This is a genomic window from Streptomyces coacervatus (assembly GCF_029223485.1).
Lineage (GTDB): Bacteria > Actinomycetota > Actinomycetes > Streptomycetales > Streptomycetaceae > Streptomyces > Streptomyces coacervatus.
Genome location: NZ_JARHTP010000002.1, coordinates 39235 through 58905, shown reverse-complemented (window position 1 = coordinate 58905; position 19671 = coordinate 39235). Strand labels below are relative to the sequence as shown.

Annotated in this window: 18 protein-coding genes; 13 read left to right on the top strand and 5 right to left on the bottom strand. The window is 71.4% G+C overall.

The features are described from left to right. Positions 1-183: 183 nt before the first annotated feature. The 4 genes from P2Q00_RS04005 to P2Q00_RS03990 all read left to right on the top strand — a co-directional run bounded on the left by P2Q00_RS04005 (position 184) and on the right by P2Q00_RS03990 (position 3963). Positions 184-924, top strand: coding sequence for a response regulator transcription factor (locus P2Q00_RS04005; RefSeq protein WP_275769609.1), 741 nt, complete (start codon positions 184-186; stop codon positions 922-924). A gap of 354 nt (positions 925-1278) precedes the next feature. After that, the gene (locus P2Q00_RS04000; RefSeq protein WP_275769606.1) at positions 1279-2511 is read left to right on the top strand and encodes a cytochrome P450; all 1233 of its coding nucleotides are present in this window, start codon (positions 1279-1281) and stop codon (positions 2509-2511) included. Between the two features lie 76 nt (positions 2512-2587). Further along, the gene (locus tag P2Q00_RS03995; protein ID WP_275770719.1) at positions 2588-2782 is read left to right on the top strand and encodes a ferredoxin; all 195 of its coding nucleotides are present in this window, start codon (positions 2588-2590) and stop codon (positions 2780-2782) included. Further along, positions 2779-3963: an NAD(P)/FAD-dependent oxidoreductase gene (locus P2Q00_RS03990; protein ID WP_275769603.1), complete on the top strand. Its 1185-nt coding sequence runs from the start codon at positions 2779-2781 to the stop codon at positions 3961-3963. Before P2Q00_RS03995 ends, P2Q00_RS03990 begins: the two co-directional genes overlap by 4 nt. A gap of 3 nt (positions 3964-3966) precedes the next feature. Here P2Q00_RS03990 and P2Q00_RS03985 read toward each other — a convergent pair whose 3' ends face one another. Next, complete coding sequence (locus tag P2Q00_RS03985) at positions 3967-4821, bottom strand: DUF3152 domain-containing protein (protein ID WP_275769601.1); 855 nt, start codon at positions 4819-4821, stop codon at positions 3967-3969. A gap of 140 nt (positions 4822-4961) precedes the next feature. On the opposite strand from P2Q00_RS03985, the gene P2Q00_RS03980 reads away from it, so the two are divergent. The 7 genes from P2Q00_RS03980 to P2Q00_RS03945 all read left to right on the top strand — a co-directional run bounded on the left by P2Q00_RS03980 (position 4962) and on the right by P2Q00_RS03945 (position 12063). Continuing rightward, positions 4962-5642, top strand: a complete 681-nt coding sequence (locus P2Q00_RS03980; RefSeq protein WP_275769599.1) for a response regulator transcription factor — start codon at positions 4962-4964, stop codon at positions 5640-5642. Between the two features lie 29 nt (positions 5643-5671). Beyond that, a complete protein-coding gene (locus tag P2Q00_RS03975) occupies positions 5672-7183 on the top strand; it encodes a sensor histidine kinase (RefSeq protein WP_275770718.1) in 1512 nt (503 codons plus the stop codon). Further along, the gene (locus P2Q00_RS03970; protein WP_275769597.1) at positions 7180-7746 is read left to right on the top strand and encodes a hypothetical protein; all 567 of its coding nucleotides are present in this window, start codon (positions 7180-7182) and stop codon (positions 7744-7746) included. The genes P2Q00_RS03975 and P2Q00_RS03970 overlap by 4 nt, the downstream gene beginning before the upstream one ends. Positions 7747-7785: 39 nt before the next feature. Next, positions 7786-8316 (top strand): MarR family winged helix-turn-helix transcriptional regulator, encoded by a 531-nt coding sequence (locus P2Q00_RS03965; protein ID WP_275769595.1) that lies wholly within the window; start codon positions 7786-7788, stop codon positions 8314-8316. 482 nt (positions 8317-8798) lie between these two features. Next, positions 8799-9176, top strand: a complete 378-nt coding sequence (locus P2Q00_RS03955) for a DoxX family protein (protein WP_275770717.1) — start codon at positions 8799-8801, stop codon at positions 9174-9176. Continuing rightward, positions 9177-9644, top strand: a complete 468-nt coding sequence (locus tag P2Q00_RS03950) for a peroxiredoxin (protein WP_275769592.1) — start codon at positions 9177-9179, stop codon at positions 9642-9644. 76 nt (positions 9645-9720) lie between these two features. Continuing rightward, positions 9721-12063, top strand: a complete 2343-nt coding sequence (locus P2Q00_RS03945) for an ATP-binding SpoIIE family protein phosphatase (RefSeq protein ID WP_275769590.1) — start codon at positions 9721-9723, stop codon at positions 12061-12063. Here P2Q00_RS03945 and P2Q00_RS03940 read toward each other — a convergent pair whose 3' ends face one another. Together P2Q00_RS03940 and P2Q00_RS03935 are read right to left on the bottom strand one after the other, a co-directional pair. Beyond that, complete coding sequence (locus P2Q00_RS03940; RefSeq protein ID WP_275769588.1) at positions 12064-12498, bottom strand: cupin domain-containing protein; 435 nt, start codon at positions 12496-12498, stop codon at positions 12064-12066. Positions 12499-12664: 166 nt separating this feature from the next. Then, a complete protein-coding gene (locus tag P2Q00_RS03935; RefSeq protein WP_275769586.1) occupies positions 12665-13495 on the bottom strand; it encodes an aldo/keto reductase in 831 nt (276 codons plus the stop codon). A 137-nt stretch (positions 13496-13632) separates the two neighbouring features. Between P2Q00_RS03935 and P2Q00_RS03930 the strand changes: the two genes are divergently transcribed. Beyond that, positions 13633-14607 carry a TauD/TfdA dioxygenase family protein gene (locus P2Q00_RS03930; protein ID WP_275769583.1) on the top strand — a complete coding sequence of 325 codons (975 nt, stop codon included), beginning with the start codon at positions 13633-13635 and terminating at the stop codon, positions 14605-14607. Between the two features lie 2 nt (positions 14608-14609). On the opposite strand, the gene P2Q00_RS03925 is transcribed toward P2Q00_RS03930, so the two are convergent. Both P2Q00_RS03925 and P2Q00_RS03920 read right to left on the bottom strand, forming a co-directional pair. After that, complete coding sequence (locus tag P2Q00_RS03925; RefSeq protein WP_275769581.1) at positions 14610-15644, bottom strand: LLM class flavin-dependent oxidoreductase; 1035 nt, start codon at positions 15642-15644, stop codon at positions 14610-14612. Between the two features lie 74 nt (positions 15645-15718). Next, positions 15719-17224 (bottom strand): metallophosphoesterase family protein, encoded by a 1506-nt coding sequence (locus P2Q00_RS03920; RefSeq protein WP_275769578.1) that lies wholly within the window; start codon positions 17222-17224, stop codon positions 15719-15721. A 139-nt stretch (positions 17225-17363) separates the two neighbouring features. On the opposite strand from P2Q00_RS03920, the gene P2Q00_RS03915 reads away from it, so the two are divergent. After that, a complete protein-coding gene (locus P2Q00_RS03915) occupies positions 17364-19670 on the top strand; it encodes a zinc-dependent metalloprotease (RefSeq protein ID WP_275769575.1) in 2307 nt (768 codons plus the stop codon). Position 19671 lies beyond the last annotated feature (1 nt).

Genomic DNA, 19671 nt, shown 5'->3' with positions numbered 1-19671 from the left:
CCACGCCGGCGACGGGCAGCAGCCGGGTCGGCCACCGCGGCACCGCGGTCATGAGGCGCCGGCCGAAGTCGACGGGGGTGCAATACGGGTTGCTTGCGTTAGGCAAGCATAGATAGATTACTTGAGTCAAGCAATGGAAGAGATTTACTTGAGTTAGGCAAGCAGAACGGTAGGGTGAGTGCCATGCCTCCCTCGTCCCCCGACGGCACCGTCAGCGAGAGGCCGGCGCTCGCTCGCGGGGCCGGACAGCATGTCCTGGTCGTCGCGGGCGAACCGGATCTCGCCGAACTGCTGTCGACCACCCTGGAGTTGGCGGGCTACCGGATCAGCCTGGCGGGCACCGGGGCCGAGGCGCTGGCGCGGGCCATGGAGCACCGCTTCGACCTCGTGGTCCTCGACGCTGCACTGCCGGACCTCGCGGGCCTCGGCCGGGAGCGCCGCCCGCCGGCCGCCCACCGCCCGCCGGTCCTGTTCCTGACCGCGTACGACTCCCTGGACCGCCTGCTGCCCGAACTGGGCCTGGGAGAGAAGGACTACGTCACCAAACCGTTCCGGGTGGCCGAGGTCCTGGCCAGGATGCGGGTCCTGCTGCGCGGCCCGCATCGCGGCCAGCGCCGGGACGGCGCGCTCGCCTACCGTGACCTCGTCCTGGACGACGCCCGATGTCAGGCCCGGCGCGGGACGCGGGCGCTCGACCTCACGCCCGCCGAGTACCGGCTGCTGCGCCACCTCCTCGTCAATGCGCACCGGGTGCTGTCCAAGGAGCAGATCGGCCGCTACGTCTGGGGCGACTTCCGCGGCGGCAACGCGATCGAGCAGCTTGTCTCCCGTCTGCGCCGCAAGGTGGACCGGGAGGCGCCGGTGCTGATCCATACGCGCAGGGGGTTCGGCTATTGGCTGGGGGTGGCTGACGGGGAGGAGTGACGGAGGGGCCGGCCGGGCGGGGAGCAAAGGGTCGGAGGGGTCTGACCGTTCTCTCATGGGGGCGGTGCTATGTGACATGGCACCGCCCTCGCGACGTACCCGCAACTGTTCTCCGAAGCGTCACTCCGCCGCATCAACTCACACTGTTCTCAAGTGAGTTGTAATGATCAGGCCTGCGCCGCCCCGCCTCCACCAGCCCCTCAACTCGCGATGTGATCCGGGCCACGTCAGCTTTCTGTCAGGGAACTGACCGGAAGGCGTCAGCCCCCTCTGTTTGCATGTGCTCATCGAGGCCTCGACCACTTCACCCCGGCGCTCCGCCCCGATCGGAGCCCCCCACCACCGAGGAGAGCCATGGCCGACACACTGGCCGGACCCGCGCCCGAAGTGCCGGACGCCGTCCCGGAGTTCCCGATGCCCCGGGCGGGCCGATGCCCCTTCGACCCGCCGCCCGCCCTCAAGGGCCTGCAGGGAGAAGCACCGCTCACGAAGGTACGGCTGTGGGACGGCAGCGAGCCCTGGCTCGTGACCCGTTACGCCGAGCAGCGGGCCGTGCTCGGCGACCCCCGGGTCAGCGCCGACACCGACCGGCCGGGCTACCCGACCAAGGCCTCGCCCGGGGCCGGGGACGGCAAGCTCAGCTTCATCATGATGGACGACCCCGAACACGCCCGGCTGCGCCGGATGGTGACGGCGCCGTTCGCCATCAAGAAGGTGGAGGCCCTGCGGCCCGCCGTGCAGCGAATCGTGGACGGTCTGATCGACGACATGCTGGCCGGTCCGCAGCCGGTGGACCTCGTCGAGGCGTTCGCCCTCCCGATCCCCTCGCTGGTGATCTGCGAACTGCTCGGCGTGCCCTACGACGACCACGCCTTCTTCCAGGACAACACCAAGACCATGGTCCACCGCGACGCCACCCCCGAGCAGCGCGGACGGGCGAGCCGGGAGGTGGCCGGGTATCTGGCCGGCCTCATCGGCCGGCGCCTCGCCGAACCGAAGGACGACCTGTTGTCGAGCATCGCCGCACGCATCACGGCGGGTGAGATCGACCACCAGCAGGCGACGGAAATGGCGCTCCTCCTGCTGATCGCGGGCCACGAGACCACCGCCAACATGATCGCGCTGGGCACCCTCGCCCTCCTGGAGAACCCCGGCCAACTCGCCCTGCTCCGCAAGACCGACGATCCACAACTCGTCGCCTCCACCGTCGAGGAACTGCTGCGCTACCTGAACATCACCCACCTGGGGCGGCGCCGCGCGGTCACCGAGGACATCGAGATCGCCGGGCAGGTCATCAAGGCCGGCGAGGGCGTCATCATGGTCAACGAGATCGCCAACCGTGACCCCGAGGTCTTCCCCGACCCCGACCGGCTCGACATCACCCGCGACGCCCGCCGGCATGTCGCCTTCGGTTTCGGCGTCCACCAGTGCCTGGGCCAGCCGCTGGCCCGGATGGAACTCCAGGTCGTCTACGGCACCCTCTACAGGCGCATCCCGACGCTCAAGCTCGCCTGCGACCTCCAGGACGTCAAGTTCAAGCACGACGCATTCATCTACGGCGTGCACGAACTGCCCGTCGCCTGGTGACGGTTCCCGCCTCGAACACTCCCGCAAACGAACAAGAACCACACACCACGAACCACACATGATGAAGGGGATCGACATGAAGGTGGAACTCGAAGCCGACAAGTGCGTCGCCTCGGGGCAGTGCGTGCTCGCCGCGATGGACGTCTTCGACCAGGACGACGACGGCATCGCGATCCTGCTGGACGACCAGCCCGCGCCCGAACTCCTCGACGACGTCAAGGAAGCCATCGCGGTCTGCCCGGCCGCTGCGATCCGTCTGGTCGAGAAGTGAAGCGGATCGCAGTGGTGGGCGCCTCGGCCGCCGGACTCGCGGCGGCCGAGACGCTCCGCCGAGAGGGCTACGACGGCACCCTCACCCTTGTGGGCGACGAGCCCCAGGCCCCGTACGACCGCCCGCCGCTCTCCAAGCAGGTGCTGGCCGCGGAATGGCAGCCCGAGCGGCTGGCTCTGCGCCCGCCCGCCGACCTGGCCGCACTCGACCTGGACCTGCGCCTCGGAGTGGCGGCCACCGGCCTCCAACTCGCCGAGCACACAGTGCAGTTGGCCGACGGCACCGAAGTGCCGTACGACGGGCTGATCGTGGCCACCGGCGTACGTCCGCGCCGGCTGCCCGGTGAGGGCGCGCACGTGCTGCGCACCCTCGACGACGCACTCATGCTGCGGGACCGGCTCGGGCCGGGGCTGCGCCTGGTCGTGGTGGGCGCCGGTTTCCTCGGGGCCGAGGCCGCCGCCGTGGCCTGGCGGCTCGGCGCCAAGGTCACCCTCCTCGAACCGGCGCCCGTGCCGCTGGCCCACGCCGTCGGCGCCGAGGTCGGCGCGCTGCTCACCCGCGCCCATGTCGAGCGGGGCGTGGACCTGCGCTGCGGGGTCACCGTGAGCGAGGTGACGGAGGACGGGGTGCGGCTCGCGGACGGCGAACTCGTCGAGGGCGACGAGGTGTTGGTCGCCGTCGGCTCTCAGCCCAACACCGAGTGGCTGGAGGGCAGTGGGCTGGCCGTCGGCGACGGCGTGGTCTGCGACGAGTACTGCGAGGCGGCCCGCAACGTGTACGCGGCCGGCGACGTCGCCCGCTGGCACAACCCCCTGTTCGGCACCTCGATGCGGATCGAGCACCGCACCAACGCCGCCGAACAGGGCATGGCCGCCGCCCGCAACCTGCTGCGCCCCGACGCCCGCAAGCCGTTCGCCCCGGTGCCGTACTTCTGGTCCGACCAGTACGACATGAAGGTCCAGGCCTACGGCTATCTCCGCGGGCACGACGAAGTCGCCGTCGTCGACGGGGACTTGGCCGAGGGCAGGTTCGTGGCCGCGTACCGCACCGGCGAGCGGGTGAGCGGCGCGCTTGCGGTGGGCATGCCGCCCAAGGCCATCCGGCTGTGGCGGCAGGCGATAGCGGCCCGGGCCGCCTGGGGCCAGGCCGTGCTCACCGAGGTGACCGCGACACGGGGCTGAAGCTCAAGGGGCGGCGGGGCCGGTGATGTACCGGCCCCGCTCGTCGTACGGCCATACGTTGGGCACGCAGCCGTGCATGCCCTTGATCTGCTGCATCATCGCGGGGGCCGGCCGTCCCGGGCCCGGGCAGCCGACATGGCCGTGGCCGAGGAAGTGACCGACCTCGTGGTTGATGATCAGCGCGTGGTAGGCGGTCACGTCCTTGGCGTAGACGGGGGTGGCGAGCAGCCAGCGTTCGAGGTTGGCCATGACTTTGTGGCCGACGCTGCAGTTGTACCTGCCCTCGGTGTCCAGACCCCCCTCGGCGCACGTCCTGTCCACGGTCCCCGGGGTCGCGACCCGTACGACGAAGTCGGTGGGCCCGCTGGAGACCCGCTGGAACGCCGAGTGGCCGTCGGCCGTCCAGCCTCGCGGGTCGGCAAGTATGCGCTCCACCTCCTTGGCAACGGAGGCGGTGGACAGGTCGATGCCGTCCTCGACCTCGACCCGATAGCGCAGTGCCGTGCCGGTCCCGACCTTGCCGCTTCCGCCGGGCGCGGTGGTGTATGTGCCCGGTCCCGTGGCCGGGATCTTCGGGGCGGGCGGGGTGGAGGCGCTGCGGGACGGGCTGGGCGCGGGCGTCGTGTTGCGGGATGGACGCATGGGCCCCGAGCTCTCCTTCGCGTGCTCGTCGGGCCGGGCCTGGGCGCCGTGCCCGTCGGCGGAGGCCCAGCCGACGGCCGCGAATCCGGTGACGCTCAGGATGGTCAGCGCAACCAGACCTCCCCACAGTTTCGTCCTCGGCCGACGGGCGACGGCATGGGTGGCACCACCTCGACGACGGCGACTGGGCGAGCGAGTTGCTTTGTGCGCGGTCATGGTTGTTCAGGTTGTGATCGCGATGTGATGGGATCTGGCCCGAACGATCACGAAAAGATAACGCCCTGGCGGTTCTCGGCCCATGTGATCATCCGGTAACAGAGCCCCGGCCGGCCCCGGGTCGTGCCGATACTGAGCCCATGCCACGAGTACTGCTGATCGAGGACGACCGCGCCGTGCGGGAGGGCGTCGCCCTGGCCCTGCGCCGCCAGAAGCACGAGGTCGTCACCGCCGTGACGGGGGAGGAGGGGCTGGCGCGGGTGACTTCCTTCCGGCCGGACGTCGCGGTGCTGGACCTGATGCTGCCCGGCATGCCGGGCCTGGACGTGTGCCGCGCGCTGCGCGGCCTCGACCAGACGCTGCCGATCATCATGGCCACCGCGCGGGGCGACGACGAGGACATCGTCGTAGGGCTGGAGGCCGGAGCAGACGACTACGTGGTCAAGCCCGTGCAGGCCCGGGTGCTGGAGGCACGCATCCGTGCCGTGCTGCGCCGGGCCGCCGCGACACCCGCCGACGGCGGCATACCGAAACTCGACACCTACGGGGACCTGACCGTCGACCGGGCCGGCTTCTCGGTCACCCTGCGGGGCATGCCCGTCGCGCTCGCCGCCTCCGAACTGCGGCTTCTGCTGACCCTGTCCGCCTCGCCCGGCCAGGTGTTCAGCCGGCAGCAACTCCTGGAGGCGGTCTGGGAACACAGCTATCACGCGGACGCACGCCTGGTGGACGCCTGCGTCAAACGGCTGCGCGCCAAGATGGGCGAGTCCCGCTACATCGAGACCGTGCGCGGCTTCGGCTACCGGTTCGCCTCCTTGTGACACCCGCACCGAAGGCCCGGGCGCGAGAGCTGCTCGCACAGCGCGTCAGGGTCCCCCAACTGCGCGGCCTGCGCACCCGGTTGGTCGTGGCCTTCGCGCTCGTGGCCGCGCTCACCGCGACGACCACCGGCGCCCTGAGCTTCCGCGAGGCACGCACGGCCGTGCTCCAGCAGAGCCAGGACACGGTGATCACGCAGCTGCGCGCCCAGGCGAACCGGCTCGCCCCCGGCCTCCTCGCGCCGCCGGACGAGGCCGAACTGCGGCGGTTCGCGGCCGACATGGCCGCAGCCGACCCGTCCGGGACCTGGCGCGTCATGGCCACCTACGGCGACCTGAGCGCGACGTCCGTACCCGGCGACCGCTTCGAGGAACTCACGCAAGCCCTGCGCAAGGCGGTGGACACCAGGCTGGCCACCGTCTTCCAGCGGGTGAACAGCGGCGACCACACCGCGCTCGTCGTCGGCATGTCGGTCACCTTCGTCTCAGGCGTGGGCGACTCGGGCCTGCAGGCCTTCCTGATCGTGCCGCAGACGAAGGAACGGTCGTACGTCGACGCCCTGGTCCGCGCCGTCGAGCGGGCCACCGTGCCCGCTCTGGTGCTGGCCGTGCTGCTGGCCCTGCTCGCCGCGCGCGGGGTGCTGCGGCCGGTGCGGGCGCTGCGCACTGCCACCCGCAGCATCGCCGAGGGACGGCTGGACACCCGGCTCGCCGTCAACGGCTCCGACGAACTCGCCGATCTGTCCCACACGTTCAACGAGACGGCCGCCGCCCTGGAGGAGTCGGTGGCCGAACTGCGCGGCATGGAGGCCCGGGCCCGCCGGTTCGCCGCGGACGTCTCGCACGAACTGCGCACCCCGCTGGCCGCCATGTCGGCCGTCACCGACGTCCTCGACGAGGACGCCGCCCGTCTCGACCCGGACACCGCCACCGCGGTCCGGCTGATCAGTCAGGAGACCGTGAAGCTGGCTCGCCTGGTGGACGACCTGATGGAGATCTCCCGCTTCGACGCGGGCGCGGCAGTGCTGCACCTGGATGAGATCGACCTCGCCGAATCGCTGCGGCGCACGCTCGCCGCCCGCGCCTGGACCGACGTGGTCGACACCGAGTTGCCGCCACCCGATGCACTGCGCGGGCGGGTCGACCCCCGACGCCTCGACGTCGTCGTGGCGAACCTGGTCGGCAACGCCCTCCGGCACGGCGCCCGCCCGGTCCTCCTCCGCCTCACCGGGACAGGACGGTCCGGACCGGAGCGCCTGGCGGTCATCGAAGTGCTGGACAGCGGGCCCGGAATCCCCGACAGCGTGCTGCCCCATGTCTTCGAGCGCTTCTACAAGTCGGACGCCGCCCGCACCCGGACCGAGGGCAGCGGCCTGGGGCTGGCGATCACCGCGGAGAACGTCCGCGTGCACGGCGGCACCGTGCGCGCCGCGAACCGGCCGGAGGGCGGTGCCGTCTTCACCGTCGAACTTCCGCTGCACAACGAGCAGTTGTCGCAGCCGGCGGCCGACGGCGGCGCATCGGCACGAGAGGGCAGATCATGAGAACCGGACGCCGATGTGCCTGGCTGACCTGGCTTCCCGCACTGGGTGCGCTCGCCTCCTGCGGCATTCCCACGACCGGCGTGGTGGAGGCGGGCGGACCGGCGAGCGGGGTCGTGCCGACGATACGGGTGTACTTCGTGGCCGACGGTGCCCTGCGCGGCGTGGATCGCCGGATTGCCGGGCCGGTCGATCTCGAGTCGGCCGTACGGGTACTGCTCAAGGGGCCGACCCCGGCGGAACAGGCCGAGGGCCTGAGCACACTGATGCCGCCGGTGGCGTTCGTGCCGGCCACGTCCCTCTTTCCCACGGACACCCCCACCCAGGAGCATCCGGAGGCCGCCCGCTCCTCGGACCCGGTGAAGGCGACGTCCCGCGACGGCCGAGTGACCATCCGGCTCTCCGTCAATCCGGGGAACCCGGCCGACCTCGCCGCGGCGCAGCTCATCTGCACGGCCGTCGCAGCACAGCGTGTCCTTGCTCCCGGGACCGCCCCGCTGCCGGTGACCGTGACCGGCCCGAGCGGTCTCGACACCCGGGGGTCCGGAAGACGATGCCCGCGGTAGATTACTTGAGTTACGCAACAAGATGGTAAAGTGGATCGCATGTCCACTCCACCGCTCCCCGAAATCCCCGACACCCCGGCCTCGGACGAAGTGATCGAGATCGAGCGGGCGCTCACCCGCATCACCTACCTGAGCACGCGTGCCCGGCAGCACGACCGGCTGATGGCCCTGGCCGGTGTGCCGCTGGACCGCGCGGCCGTGGCGCTGCTGCGTCAGGTCGCCGATTCGGAGCCGCTGCGCCCGGGGGAGCTGGCCAACCGGCTGGGAGTAGAGGCGTCCCACGTCACGCGCACGGTGCAGCAGCTGCAGAAGTCCGGCTATGTCACCCGCGTCCCCGACCCCGACGACCGCCGTGCCCAGCGCATCCAGCTCACCGAGGCCGGGCAGCAGGCCATCGCCCGCATCCGTGACGCCGGTTCGCGGGGCATGCAGGTGGCCCTGTCCGACTGGGAGCCGGAGGAGCTGCGGCAGCTGGCCACCCTCTTCCACCGGATGGTCGACGACTTCCTCGCCGCCGCCATCGAGGTGGAGGCGCAGGAGCAGACGATCGCCCCGGCGGGCACCGCCTGACCCCACGCCTCCCTTGGGCCGACGTCGCGCGGGGGCGCACGCGCACGCCCGTCGGCTGCACCGCCGCAGCGGGCTCCGGCAGACCGCACAGCAGGAGCGGGCCCAGGGCGGGAAGCACGATCAGGGGGACCGGCGCGGTCCGCAGCGACGTGGGGCCGGTCGGCGCCCCAAGGACGGAGGGACGGTCACGCCGTACGACCGGGGCACCACCTTCAGTCGCCCGCCCGCATTGGCGCACCCACTACCGCCTCTGACACGCCCGGCGCATGTCGGCCGACGGCACACCCGTCACGATCGCCGCTCACCACTGCGGCTGGTCCTCCGCGAGTGCCTTCGTCGACCTCTTCCGCCGCTCGTTCGGGTGCCCACCGGCGGCCCACAACTGCCGCACCCGGGGCCCGGCTTCCGGATCGGACCGGCCGCCGCAAGAACCCCCTCTACCCTCGGGTAACATCCGACGGCAGGTCATCAGAGGAGGAACCGTGCCACGGTCCGAACGCTCGCCCCTGCTGCTCGCCGGCCTACTGGCCACCGCGGGTGTCGCCCACTTCGCCTCGCCCCACAAGTTCGACGAGACCATCCCGGGGGCCCTGCCGGGCAAGCCCAGGACATGGACGTACGCCAGCGGCGCCGCCGAACTGGCCCTTGCCGCGGGCATCGCGCTGCCCCGCACCCGCAAGCCCGCGGCCCTCGCCGCCGCCGCGTTCTTCGTCGGCGTGTTCCCCGCCAACGTGAAGATGGCCATCGACTGGCGACACCGCCCCACCCCGCAGAAGGCTGCGGCCATCGGACGGCTACCGCTGCAGCTGCCCCTGGTGCTGTGGGCCCGCAGCGTCGCGAAGAACGGGGAGGGCCGGTAGATGACCGAGCGTGTGAACGTCGGCGACAAGATCGACGACTTCGAGCTGCCGGACGAGACCGGCACCAGCCGCACCCTGTCCGAGCTGCTCGCCGACGGACCGATCGTGCTCTTCTTCTATCCCGCCGCCCTCACCGCGGGCTGCACCGCGGAGGCCTGCCACTTCCGTGACCTGGCCGCCGAGTTCGCGGCCGTCGGCGCCCGGCCCGTGGGCATCAGCGGCGACTCCGTCGACAAGCAGCAGGAGTTCACCGGCCGCCACAACCTCGGCATGCCGCTCCTGTCCGACGCGGACGGCACGATCCGCGAGCGGTTCGGCGTGAAGCGCGGCTTCACCCTGGCCCCCACCAAACGGGTCACCTTCGTCATAGCCCAGGACCGCACCGTCCTCGAGATCGTCCGCAGCGAACTGAGGATGAACACCCACGCCGACCGGGCCCTCACCGCCCTGCGTGCACACAAGAAGTGACATCCGCGAGACGGAGGGCCCGAGCGGCCCTCCGTTTCGGTTGAAGCAGTGGGACAAAAGCACCATCCTGAACCCTATGGAGCAGGCCACTGCTGCGGCGATCGTGGATGCCCGCGGCATCGTGACGGGATGGAGCGAGGGCGCCCGGCAGCTGACGGGCTACCCGGCCGAGGAGGCCGTGGGCCGCGCGGCACGGGACCTGCTGGCCGAGGACCCGCCGTCCGAAGCGGTGACGGCGCTGACCGGCACCGTCGTGCTGCGCCACCGCGACGGCTCCGCCGTTCCGCTCGCGATGCGGGCATGGGCGGTCCTGGCCGGGGGCGGCGCGCCCGGCGGCTACATGATCACGGCTGAACCCTCCGGCGACCACCGCCGCTCCACCCTGGCCGGCCAGGCCTTCCAGCAGGCGTCGATGTCGATGTCGGTCTTCGACACCCGCCAGCACTACCTGCGCCTCAATGACGTGGCCTGCCGGGTCATGGGGGTGCCGGAGGAGATGCTGCTGGGGCGGTTCTTCTCGGACACCGTGGAGGACGCCGTGCACAGCCGCGGCTTCCTGGCCCATCTGCGCCAGGTCGCCGAGACGGGCAGACCGGCCCGGTACGAGAGCTATACGGGAGCCCCTGCCCTGAACCGGGAGCACGCCTGGACCACCGACATGTGGCCTTTGCGGGACGCCTCCGGCGAAATCCACGCGGTCGCCCTGGCGGCGTTCGACAGCACCGAGCAGTACTGGGCCCGCGAGCGGCTGGCGCTGCTGAACGAGGCGGCGGCCTCCATCGGCACCACCCTGGACGTGGTGCGCACCGCCGAGGAACTCGTCGAACTCCTGGTGCCCCGCTACGCAGACTTCGCCAGCGTGGACCTGCTCGACTGGGCTCTTGGGGCGGAGGAACAGCCCGCCCTGCCGGAGTTCGACGTCGTTCTGCGCCGCGTCGCCCATGTCTCCGTCACCGAGGGCACACCCGAGGCCGCCGTGCACGTGGGCGACACCGACGTCTACCCACCGTTCTCGCCGCCCGCGAAGGCCCTGCACAGCGGGCGGGCCGTCCTCGGCCAGGCGGGCGAGCCCGACTTCATGCGGTGGGTCGCCGAACGCAACGCCCGGGCCCCCGCCGGCCGCCGCCACCGCAAGGGCGTCCACTCGATGCTCGCCGTGCCGCTGCGCGCCCGCGGCACCACCCTGGGCGTCGCGGTCGCCGTCCGCATCGCCAATCCCGACGACTACGGCGGTGACGACGCCGTCCTCGCCGAGGAACTCGCCAGCCGCGCCGCCGTCTGCATCGACAATGCCCGCCGCTTCGCTCGCGAACGCACCACCGCACTGGCCCTGCAGCACAGCCTGCTGCCCAGAGGGCTGCCTGGACAGGCCGTGGTCGAGGTGGCCCACCGCTATCTGCCCTCCGGATCGCCGGCCGGCCTCGGCGGCGACTGGTTCGACGTGATCCCGCTGTCCGGCAGCCGCGTCGCCCTCGTCGTCGGCGACGTGGTCGGCCACGGCATCCCCTCCTCGGCGACCATGGGCCGCCTCTGCACCGCCGTACGCACCCTCGCGGACGTGGACCTGCCGCCGGACGAACTCCTCACCCACCTCGACGACCTGGTCACCCACCTGGCGTCGGACGACACCGACGACGAGGCCGCCGAGCTCGGCGCCACCTGCCTCTACGCCGTCTACGACCCCGTCTCGCGCCGCCTCGACCTCGCCGCAGCCGGCCATCCACCGCCCGCCGTCGTATGGCCCGACGGCACCGCGAGCCTTGTCCCCATGACGGCTGGGCCCCCGCTCGGCGTCGGCGGTCTGCCCTTCGAGGCGACGGAACTGGAACTGCCCGAGGGCTCCGTCGTCGCCCTCTACACGGACGGCCTGATCGAGGACCGCGACCGCGACGTCGACCACGCCACCGCCGAGCTGTGCCGCGCACTGACCGCCCCCGCAGAGACCCTCGATACCCTCTGCGACACGGTCCTCAAGGCCGTGCTGCCCGAGGAGCCCAGTGACGACGTGGCCCTGCTGCTGGCCCGCACCCGGGCACTGGGCGAGGACCGGGTCGCCACCTGGGACATCACCCCGGACCCGGAGCACGTGGCCGCGGCCCGGCAGGCCGCCACCGCCCAACTGACGGCCTGGGGCCTGGACGAGGCCGCCTTCGTCACCGAACTGGTCGTCAGCGAACTGGTCACCAACGCGATCCGGTACGGCGCACCCCCCGTGCAGCTGCGGCTGATCCGCGACCGCAGCCTCATCTGCGAGGTCTCCGACGGCAGTTCCACCTCACCGCATCTGCGCCGGGCCCACGCCTTCGACGAGGGCGGCCGCGGACTGCTGCTGGTCGCCCAGCTCACCCAGCGCTGGGGCAGTCGGCAGACGGGCCGGGGCAAGACCATCTGGGCCGAACAGACGCTCCCACCCGTGTGATCACTGGAAGTCGCAGCCCGGGTTGGGCGCGTCCTCCGAGAACGGCGCGCCGTGCGGCAGGACGTACAGCACGTCGAGGACGAGCGGGGTGTCGCCCTCGTTGCGCCCGAGGTGGACCTCACTCGGCCCGGCCGGCTCGCGGAGCGTGCTGCCCTTCGGATACAGGCCGTCCTCGGCGCAGTCCGAGTGGTAGTGGCTGAGGGTGCCCTGCTGGACGTAGCCGTAGAGCGGGCCGTCGTGGTAGTGCCATCCGGTGCTCTGGCCGGGCGGAACGGTGATCTCCCGCAGTACGTAGTCGGTGTCCCCGACCGTGGTCTTGCTGATCAGCTTGGCGGTCACCCCCGGACCCGGAGGCGTGGCACCTGCGGAACCGCAGGTCAGGACGGTGCCGGTGACGACCGCGCCGACGACGGCGGTACGGAGCGCGTTGCGCATACGGAAAGGCCTCCCGGGACGAGGGACGAGGGATGAGGGACAAGGGATGAGGGACAAGTGGCGAAGATCGAGTACCGCCGTGAACATAGAGGCCCGGGAGGCCTGTTGGGGCCGGAACGAGTCAATCCGCCTCGGAACGCCGTGAGTCGGCCATCCCGTGGGCGGCTCAGAACTCCTCGTGCATCTCAGGGTCTCCGCCGAGGCGCCGATGGACCCGGTCGCTGATCGCGTCGAGCTGGGCGGGGCCGAGTTCGAAGCCGAAGATGTCGAGGTTCGCCCGCTGCCGCTCGGGGTTCGACGACTTCGGGATGGGCACCGTGCCCAGCTGGGTGTGCCAGCGCAGGACGACCTGGCCGGGCGTCACGCCGAAGGCCTCGGCCACCGCGATAACCGCGGGATCGTCCAGCAGGCCCTTGCTCCGGCCCAGCGGGGTCCAGCTCTCGGTGAGGATGCCCCTGGCGGTGTGGAAGGCGCGCAGCTCGTCCTGCGGAAAGAACGGATGCAGCTCGATCTGGTTGACGGACGGCAGCACCCCGGTCTCCTTCTCCAGCCGCTCGATGTGCTCGGCGGTGAAATTGGAGACGCCGATGGAGCGGACCAGGCCGTCCTCCCGGAGCTTGATCATGGCGCGCCACGAGTCGACGTATCTGTCGATGCGGGGGAGGGGCCAGTGGATCAGGTACAGGTCGACGTACTCCAGGCCGAGCCGGCGGCGGGAGTCCTCGAATGAGGCGAGCGTCTCCTCATAGCCGTGGTGGCGGCCCGGGAGCTTCGTCGTGACCACGACCTCCTCGCGGGGGACGCCACTGCGGGTGATGCCGAAGCCGACTCCGGACTCATTGCTGTAGTTGGTGGCCGTGTCGACCAGGCGGTAGCCCAGGCCCAGAGCCTCGGACACCGACCGTTCAGCCTCCGTGTCACTCATCGGATAGGTGCCGAGGCCGATGGCGGGGAGCTTCATGCCGTCATTGAGCGTGTGCGTGGGGATGCTGACCACGGTGGGACCTTTCCCTCGACGGTGCCGTACATCCAGCGTCACGGAGGAGCGAGCTGTGATCAACCGGACGGGTCCCTGCGAAGATCGGATACGGGACCGGCCGAGCGGAGCCGGTCCGGGCGACCATCGGAGCGCGCATGACGACCGAACGGGACACGGTGACCGGCGTTGAACAGAGCGCGGGGATCGAGGTGAAACCGGTCGCCGGGCACATCGGAGCCGAGATCACGGGCGTCGATCTGGCCGACGGGCTGGAGGACGCCGTAGTCGCCGCGATCCGCGCGGCGGTGCTGCGCTGGAAGGTGGTGTTCTTCCGCGGGCAGCAGCTGGACCACGCCGGGCACGTGGCGTTCGCGCGCCTGTTCGGCGAGCCCGTCCTGCTCGGCAGGCGGGGCAGCGCCTCGCCGCCGGACTTCCCCGAGGTGGAGACGACCGCCGACCGGCTGGAGCTGGGCGGGCGGTTCGGCATGGAGCACGACGAGTGGCTGCAACGCCGGCGGCACACGCTGCTGCGCGGCTGGCACTGCGACCACGGCGCCCGCATCGACCCGCCGGCCGCGACGATCCTGCGCGCCGAGACCGTCCCGCCGTACGGAGGCGACACGACCTGGTCGAACCTGGCGGCCGCTTACGCCGGACTGTCCGCTCCCGTAAGGGAGTTCGTCGACGGGCTGCGCGCCGAGCACCGGCTCGGCGTCGGCTACCAGCCGCGGCCCGGCGACGACGCCTATCTGCGGCACCTGCTGGACCATCAGGTCGCCTCGGTGCACCCGCTGGTGCGGGTGCATCCGGAGACGGGGGAGCGGGTGCTGTTCGTCAACGGCTACTACCTGGAACAGATCGCCGGCGTCTCCCGCCCGGAGAGCCAGGCCCTCCTCGACATGCTGCTGGAGCAGGCGGTGCGGCCCGAGTACACGGTGCGGTTCCGCTGGGAGCCGGGCAGCGTGGCCTTCTGGGACAACCGGGCCACCATCCACCTCGCTCCCGGCGACAACGCCCACCTCGACTTCCCCCGGATCATGCACCGCGTGATGCTCACGGGCGACGTGCCGGTCGGGGTGGACGGCAAGCCGTCGGAGCCGATCACGGGGACCGAGCCCGGGCGCTGGTGACCTCAGGCGGCGGGCTGCCAGCCCAGCGCCGGGCCGAGTTCGGTCGCCATGTCGGTGAGGATCTGCACGTAGTCCTCGTGCTCGAAGGTGAACGGCAGCGCGAACGCCACCTCGTCCACCTCGCGGAACGCGGCATGGGCGTGGAGCTGTTCGGCGATCTCCTCGGAGGTGCCGACGATGTCCGGGGCGAACAGCAGCCGGGCCGGGCCCTGCGGAGAGGCCGTCCTTGGGGTGCGCCTGGCCACGAACTCCTCGTACTTCGCCCGCTGCTGGGGAGTGGCGGAGTCGGTGGGGATGACGACCAGGCCATGCGAGACGCGGGCAGCGTCGCCGTCCGGGTGGGCGGCGCGGAAGGCGCGGATGAGGGACAGCTGGATCTCGGCGAAGTCGAAGTCCGTCTCCCGGTACGCTCCCTCCGCCTTGACGACGCTGCTGGTCAGGAAGTTCATGCCGTTCTCGCCGGCCCAGCGCGCCGAACCGAGGCTGCCGCCGCCGTACCACATCCGGCGGCCCAGACCGGGGGACTGCGGCTGCACCCGGTCGGAGAACACCTCGAAGCCCTCGATGCCGCTGAAGTCCGTCGCGCTCTTGCCGCGCACGAAGTCCAGCAGCCGCCGCACCCGCTCGTAGGAGAAGTCCTCGGCGTCGGCCGTGTCCGGGTACAGCGCCTCCTTGACCTGGTCGTAGTGCATCGGCGGGCCGACGCTGACACCCGGGTTGATGCGGCCCCCGGACAGGATGTCGACCGTCGCCAGGTCCTCGGCCAGCCGCAGCGGGTTCTCCCAGCCCAGCGGGATGACCGCGGTGCCGAGCTCGATACGGCGGGTGCGCTGCGAAGCCGCCGCCATGACGGCGACGGGGGACGAGATGCCGTACTGGAGATGACGGTGGCGCAGCCATGCGCTGTCGAAGCCGAGCCGCTCGCCCAGCTCGATGATCTCCAGCGTGGACTCGTGGCCCCGGCGCGGATCGGCCTCGTCGAACAGGCCGATGGTGAGGAAACCCAGCTTGCGCAGCGGGCGTGAGGTCGGCGGCATGAACCCCTCCGTCATTGAAGTTTCAATCGCATACGCCACTGCCAACTCCGTCGCGCCCTGCGGTGTTCCCGTGATCAGGCCAAGGGGATCGTCACCTCGTCCTCGACCGGCGGGTCGATCTCCTGAGCGCGGTTGCCGGTGGCCGCGTGGCAGCGCAGTCGGATCGCCTCCGGGGTGACGTCCAGGCGCAGGAAGCACTTGAAGAAGGGCGGGCTGTACGTCGCCGAACCCGGCGAGAACCACTGCGTGTAGATCTTGCGGACGGGGAGGCGGAAGCGCGAGGTGCGGTCGGGGCGGCCGCCGGCCCCGAGCAGAGCGGCCACGATGCGGGTACGGCGGGTGACGCGCACCGGGCCGCCCGGTGTGCGGGTCGGCGGGATGCCGAGCCGCTCGGCGATCACGGCCATCGCCTCGTCCTCGGTGAGGGTGAACAGGCGGCCCAGGCGCAGCCGGCGCCCGTAGAGCCTGCTGTAGAACGCGAGGGAATCGCCGCGCAGCGGATAGCAGCGGAAGTCCTTCTCGGTGACGTCCGCGATGTCGATACGAGGGATGGTGTGGGTGGCGTGCATGAACGCCCCGCCGCCGCCCGAGACGACGTACTGGATGGTGCGGCCGTCCACCTGGACCGGATAGCGCTGGTAGTTGTGGATGTCGCCGCCGATCGCCGCCACGTAGTGGTGGTCGGGGTCGCGGACGATGTCGTCGACGGTGCCGTTGCCGCCCTCGATGGTGCAGGGGTGGTGCTCACCGTCGACATACAGGGGCGAGCCCGTGATGAGGACCTTGGGGCGGGGGCCCTTGGACACCTCGCGCAGCCAGGCGCCCTGTTCGGCGTCGATGGTGCCGAGCAGACCGGTGTCTATGCCGATCAGCCGTACGGGGCCGGCGTCGATGGCCCAGTACGGGCCCGGCTGGACGGCCTGCTGGGCGGGCGCGGACCGCAACTTCCGTGCATCGTCGAGGTGTTGGCCGTCCATCGCGCGTGGACGATGCCACAGGAGGGAGCGGAACCAGGCCCCGGTCAGGGGGCGCGCCTTGGGCTCGGGGGCGAGGGGCGGGGCGTCCGCGCAGAAGACGCGCATGAAGGCGCCGAGGTCCTCGTACCAGTCGTGGTTGCCGGGTATCGCGTAGATCGGCGCCTGGTAGTCCTGGTACGGGCGGAAGAACTTCGTGGCGTAGTCGTCCGCGCTGCCGACCGGGTAGATCACGTCGCTGGCGATGACCGCGAAGCTCGTGTCCTGACTGATCTTCAGAAAGCCCGGCACGACGGCGTACTGGGGATCGTCGCCCTCCCCGGTGTCGCCGATGACCATGAAGGAGAACCGGTCCGGCTCCGCGCGCCGGATCACCTTGTCCGCGGGCGCGCCGGCCGCCTCCCGCTGTGCCACCCATCTGCTGCGGGTGCGGCCCGTGGGGTCCCCGAACCAGGAGGCCACCACGCCGTTGCGGGCGGACCACAACGTCTTCGGGTTGAGCCACGAGAGCTTCTCGACGTGCTGCGGCATCAGCTGCTTGTAGTCGCCGCGCTCTGCGGCGCCCCAGCCGGCGCCTTCGGCGGTATCGCGTGAGGAGTCAGACACCGGTGCACCGTAACAACGATCAACCGGAGGACAGGAAGGGGGTGCACGCGCTCGGCGCGGCGGACCGGCCGTGCCCGCAAGGACCGTGGCCGTCCCTGAGAGGATCACGGGGGAGCACCACCCGTCCGAAAGGCTCCGCATGCCCGCCGATTTCATCGACCTCGTCCCCGACCCCGAACACCCCCGCGACCGGCTCCTGTTGGGCATCCGCCACTTCGAAGAGCCCTTCCTCCTCACCGTCTCCCTCTCCCAGGGCCTGGGTTCGAGCGAGTTGTGGCTGGACCGGGGGAGAGCGGGCAAGGCCCGGCTCGCGGAGTTCCAGCGGGTCGGCGACCGGGTCCTGTTCGTCGTACGGAACAAGCACTTCCGCACCTCCGGCGACCCGGCCGCCGTACGCGCGGGGCAGGAGTCCTTCGCGCTGTCCGTGATGTGGAGCGGGCCGGTGCTGCGGGAGGAGAACGGCGCAGCGGTCGTGGACGCGACCGGGCTCGTCCTCGCCGACCACGACCGTGTCGCCGACCACCTGGCGGAGAAGGAACAGGGCGAGTACACCGTCGACGAGACACGCAGCCTCCCTCTCGTCGCGGACAGCCGCACCGGTCCGGCCGGCACCCGGTTGCCCGCACTCCTCACCTTCCGCGGCCCGGGCCGGGGCGCGGCCGTCCGCTCGGTCGCCGCCGACCCGCGCGCCCTGACCCTGGTCCAGCAGCTGAACCTCGTCCGGCTGCCCGCCGATCCGATGCCCGCACGCCGTTTCCACCCGGGCTCGGGCGGCTACGGCATCGGTTACGCCGACCACGGCCACATCGGTGTGCGCGACACTCAGGTCAAGGTGCAGCCCCGCTTCCGCGTCGGCCCGGACAGCGCCCCGATCGTGTTCCGGGTCGACCCGGCCATCCCCGAACCCTTCCGCTCGGCGGTGATCGAGGGCGGCAACTGGTGGCAGGAGGCCTTCGCCGCGACCGGACTGCCGGGCGCCTACCGCGTCGAGGCCGGCGGCGACGACTTCGACCCGTACGAATCCGGCGTCAACGGCGTGGTGTGGGTGCACAGGGCGGGCCGCGGCTGGTCCCTGGGGCAGGGGCTGACCGACCCGCGCACCGGCGAGATCCTGCACGCCCGGGTCCGGCTCGGCTCCCAGCGTGTCGAGCAGGTGCGCGCGCTCGGCGAAGCCCTGCTCGCCCCCTACGGCCGCCCCGACGAGACCGAACGGCTCGCCGCCGTTGAGGAGTTGGTCCTCGCCCGGCTGCGCCACCTGGCGGCGCACGAGATCGGCCATGCGCTCGGCTTCATGCACAACTTCGCCAGTACGACGCACTCGAAGCCGTCCGTCATGGACTACCCGCACGCACGCCTCCGCATCACCGACGACGGCGGCATCGACCTCTCCGCCGCGTACAGCAGCGGACTCGGCCCCTGGGACCACTTCCTCGTCGCCCACACCTACGGGCAGTTCGCGGACGAGCCGACGGCCCTTGCGCAGCTGCGGGACGAAGCCGCCCGCGCGGGCCTGCACTTCATCTCCGACGAGGACGCCCAGGGCGCGCACGCGGCCCACGCGGACGCCGTGCCCTGGGTGACCGGCGGACATGCCCTCCAGGCACTGGAGACGATGATGCGGGCCCGGCGCCTCGCGCTGGACGGCTTCTCCCGCGGGGTGCTCCCGCCCGACCGGCAGACCGGCGAACTGGAGGAGCGCGCCGCCCTGTTGCACCTCCTGCACCGGCACGAGGTGACCGCCGTGGCCCGGCTGGTCGGCGGAGTCCGCTACGCGTACGGCCTCGCGGGCGACAACGGCACCGGCGCAGAAGCAGCCGACGCGTCCACCCAGCGCAGGGCCCTGGCCCGGCTGGCGGAACTCCTGCGCGCCGAGCAACTCGCCCTGCCCGAAGCGGTGTTGAGTGCCCTCACCCCACCCGCCATCCGCTACGGGCGAACCGACCAGTACCTGGACACCGAGGCCGGCCGGATCTTCGACCCGTTCAGCGCGGTCCGGGCCGGCGTCACCCTGGTCACCGAGCACCTGCTGGAGCCGGCCCGGCTCAACCGCGTCGCCTGGCAGCATGCCGCGGATCCCGAGGTGCCGGGCGTGGGAGATGTCGTCGGCGCGCTCCTGGCCGCCACCTGGCGCCGCCCCGACCCGGTTCCGGCCGACGTGCCGGGTGGTACGGCAGTGCAGCACACCGCCGATTGGACGCTTCTCAACCATCTGCTGACCGTGCTGAACGACAACACTCTGCACGCCCAGGTTCGCATGGAATTGCGCAGTTCCTTGCGTCAACTCGCTGCAGAACTACGGCAGTTGGGTGCGTCGCATGAGTCGGGCAGGCCGGACGACGAGGAGATGAGGCGCGAAGCGGCCGAGCTGATCAGCGGGTTCCTGGCCGATCCTCGCTCGGTGCGGCTCGACCCGCTGCCGCGGGTGCCGCCTGGAGCGCCGAACTGAG

Coding starts and splice junctions, on each gene's coding strand:
- P2Q00_RS03995 (WP_275770719.1), top strand. CDS start 2,588: ATGAAGGTGGAACTCGAAGCCGACAAGTGCGTCGCCTCGGGGCAGTGC.
- P2Q00_RS03915 (WP_275769575.1), top strand. CDS start 17,364: ATGCCCGCCGATTTCATCGACCTCGTCCCCGACCCCGAACACCCCCGC.
- P2Q00_RS03985 (WP_275769601.1), bottom strand. CDS start 4,821: ATGACCGCGCACAAAGCAACTCGCTCGCCCAGTCGCCGTCGTCGAGGT.
- P2Q00_RS04000 (WP_275769606.1), top strand. CDS start 1,279: ATGGCCGACACACTGGCCGGACCCGCGCCCGAAGTGCCGGACGCCGTC.
- P2Q00_RS03925 (WP_275769581.1), bottom strand. CDS start 15,644: ATGCCGCCGACCTCACGCCCGCTGCGCAAGCTGGGTTTCCTCACCATC.
- P2Q00_RS03945 (WP_275769590.1), top strand. CDS start 9,721: ATGGAGCAGGCCACTGCTGCGGCGATCGTGGATGCCCGCGGCATCGTG.
- P2Q00_RS03980 (WP_275769599.1), top strand. CDS start 4,962: ATGCCACGAGTACTGCTGATCGAGGACGACCGCGCCGTGCGGGAGGGC.
- P2Q00_RS03940 (WP_275769588.1), bottom strand. CDS start 12,498: ATGCGCAACGCGCTCCGTACCGCCGTCGTCGGCGCGGTCGTCACCGGC.
- P2Q00_RS04005 (WP_275769609.1), top strand. CDS start 184: ATGCCTCCCTCGTCCCCCGACGGCACCGTCAGCGAGAGGCCGGCGCTC.
- P2Q00_RS03950 (WP_275769592.1), top strand. CDS start 9,177: ATGACCGAGCGTGTGAACGTCGGCGACAAGATCGACGACTTCGAGCTG.
- P2Q00_RS03930 (WP_275769583.1), top strand. CDS start 13,633: ATGACGACCGAACGGGACACGGTGACCGGCGTTGAACAGAGCGCGGGG.
- P2Q00_RS03970 (WP_275769597.1), top strand. CDS start 7,180: ATGAGAACCGGACGCCGATGTGCCTGGCTGACCTGGCTTCCCGCACTG.
- P2Q00_RS03965 (WP_275769595.1), top strand. CDS start 7,786: ATGTCCACTCCACCGCTCCCCGAAATCCCCGACACCCCGGCCTCGGAC.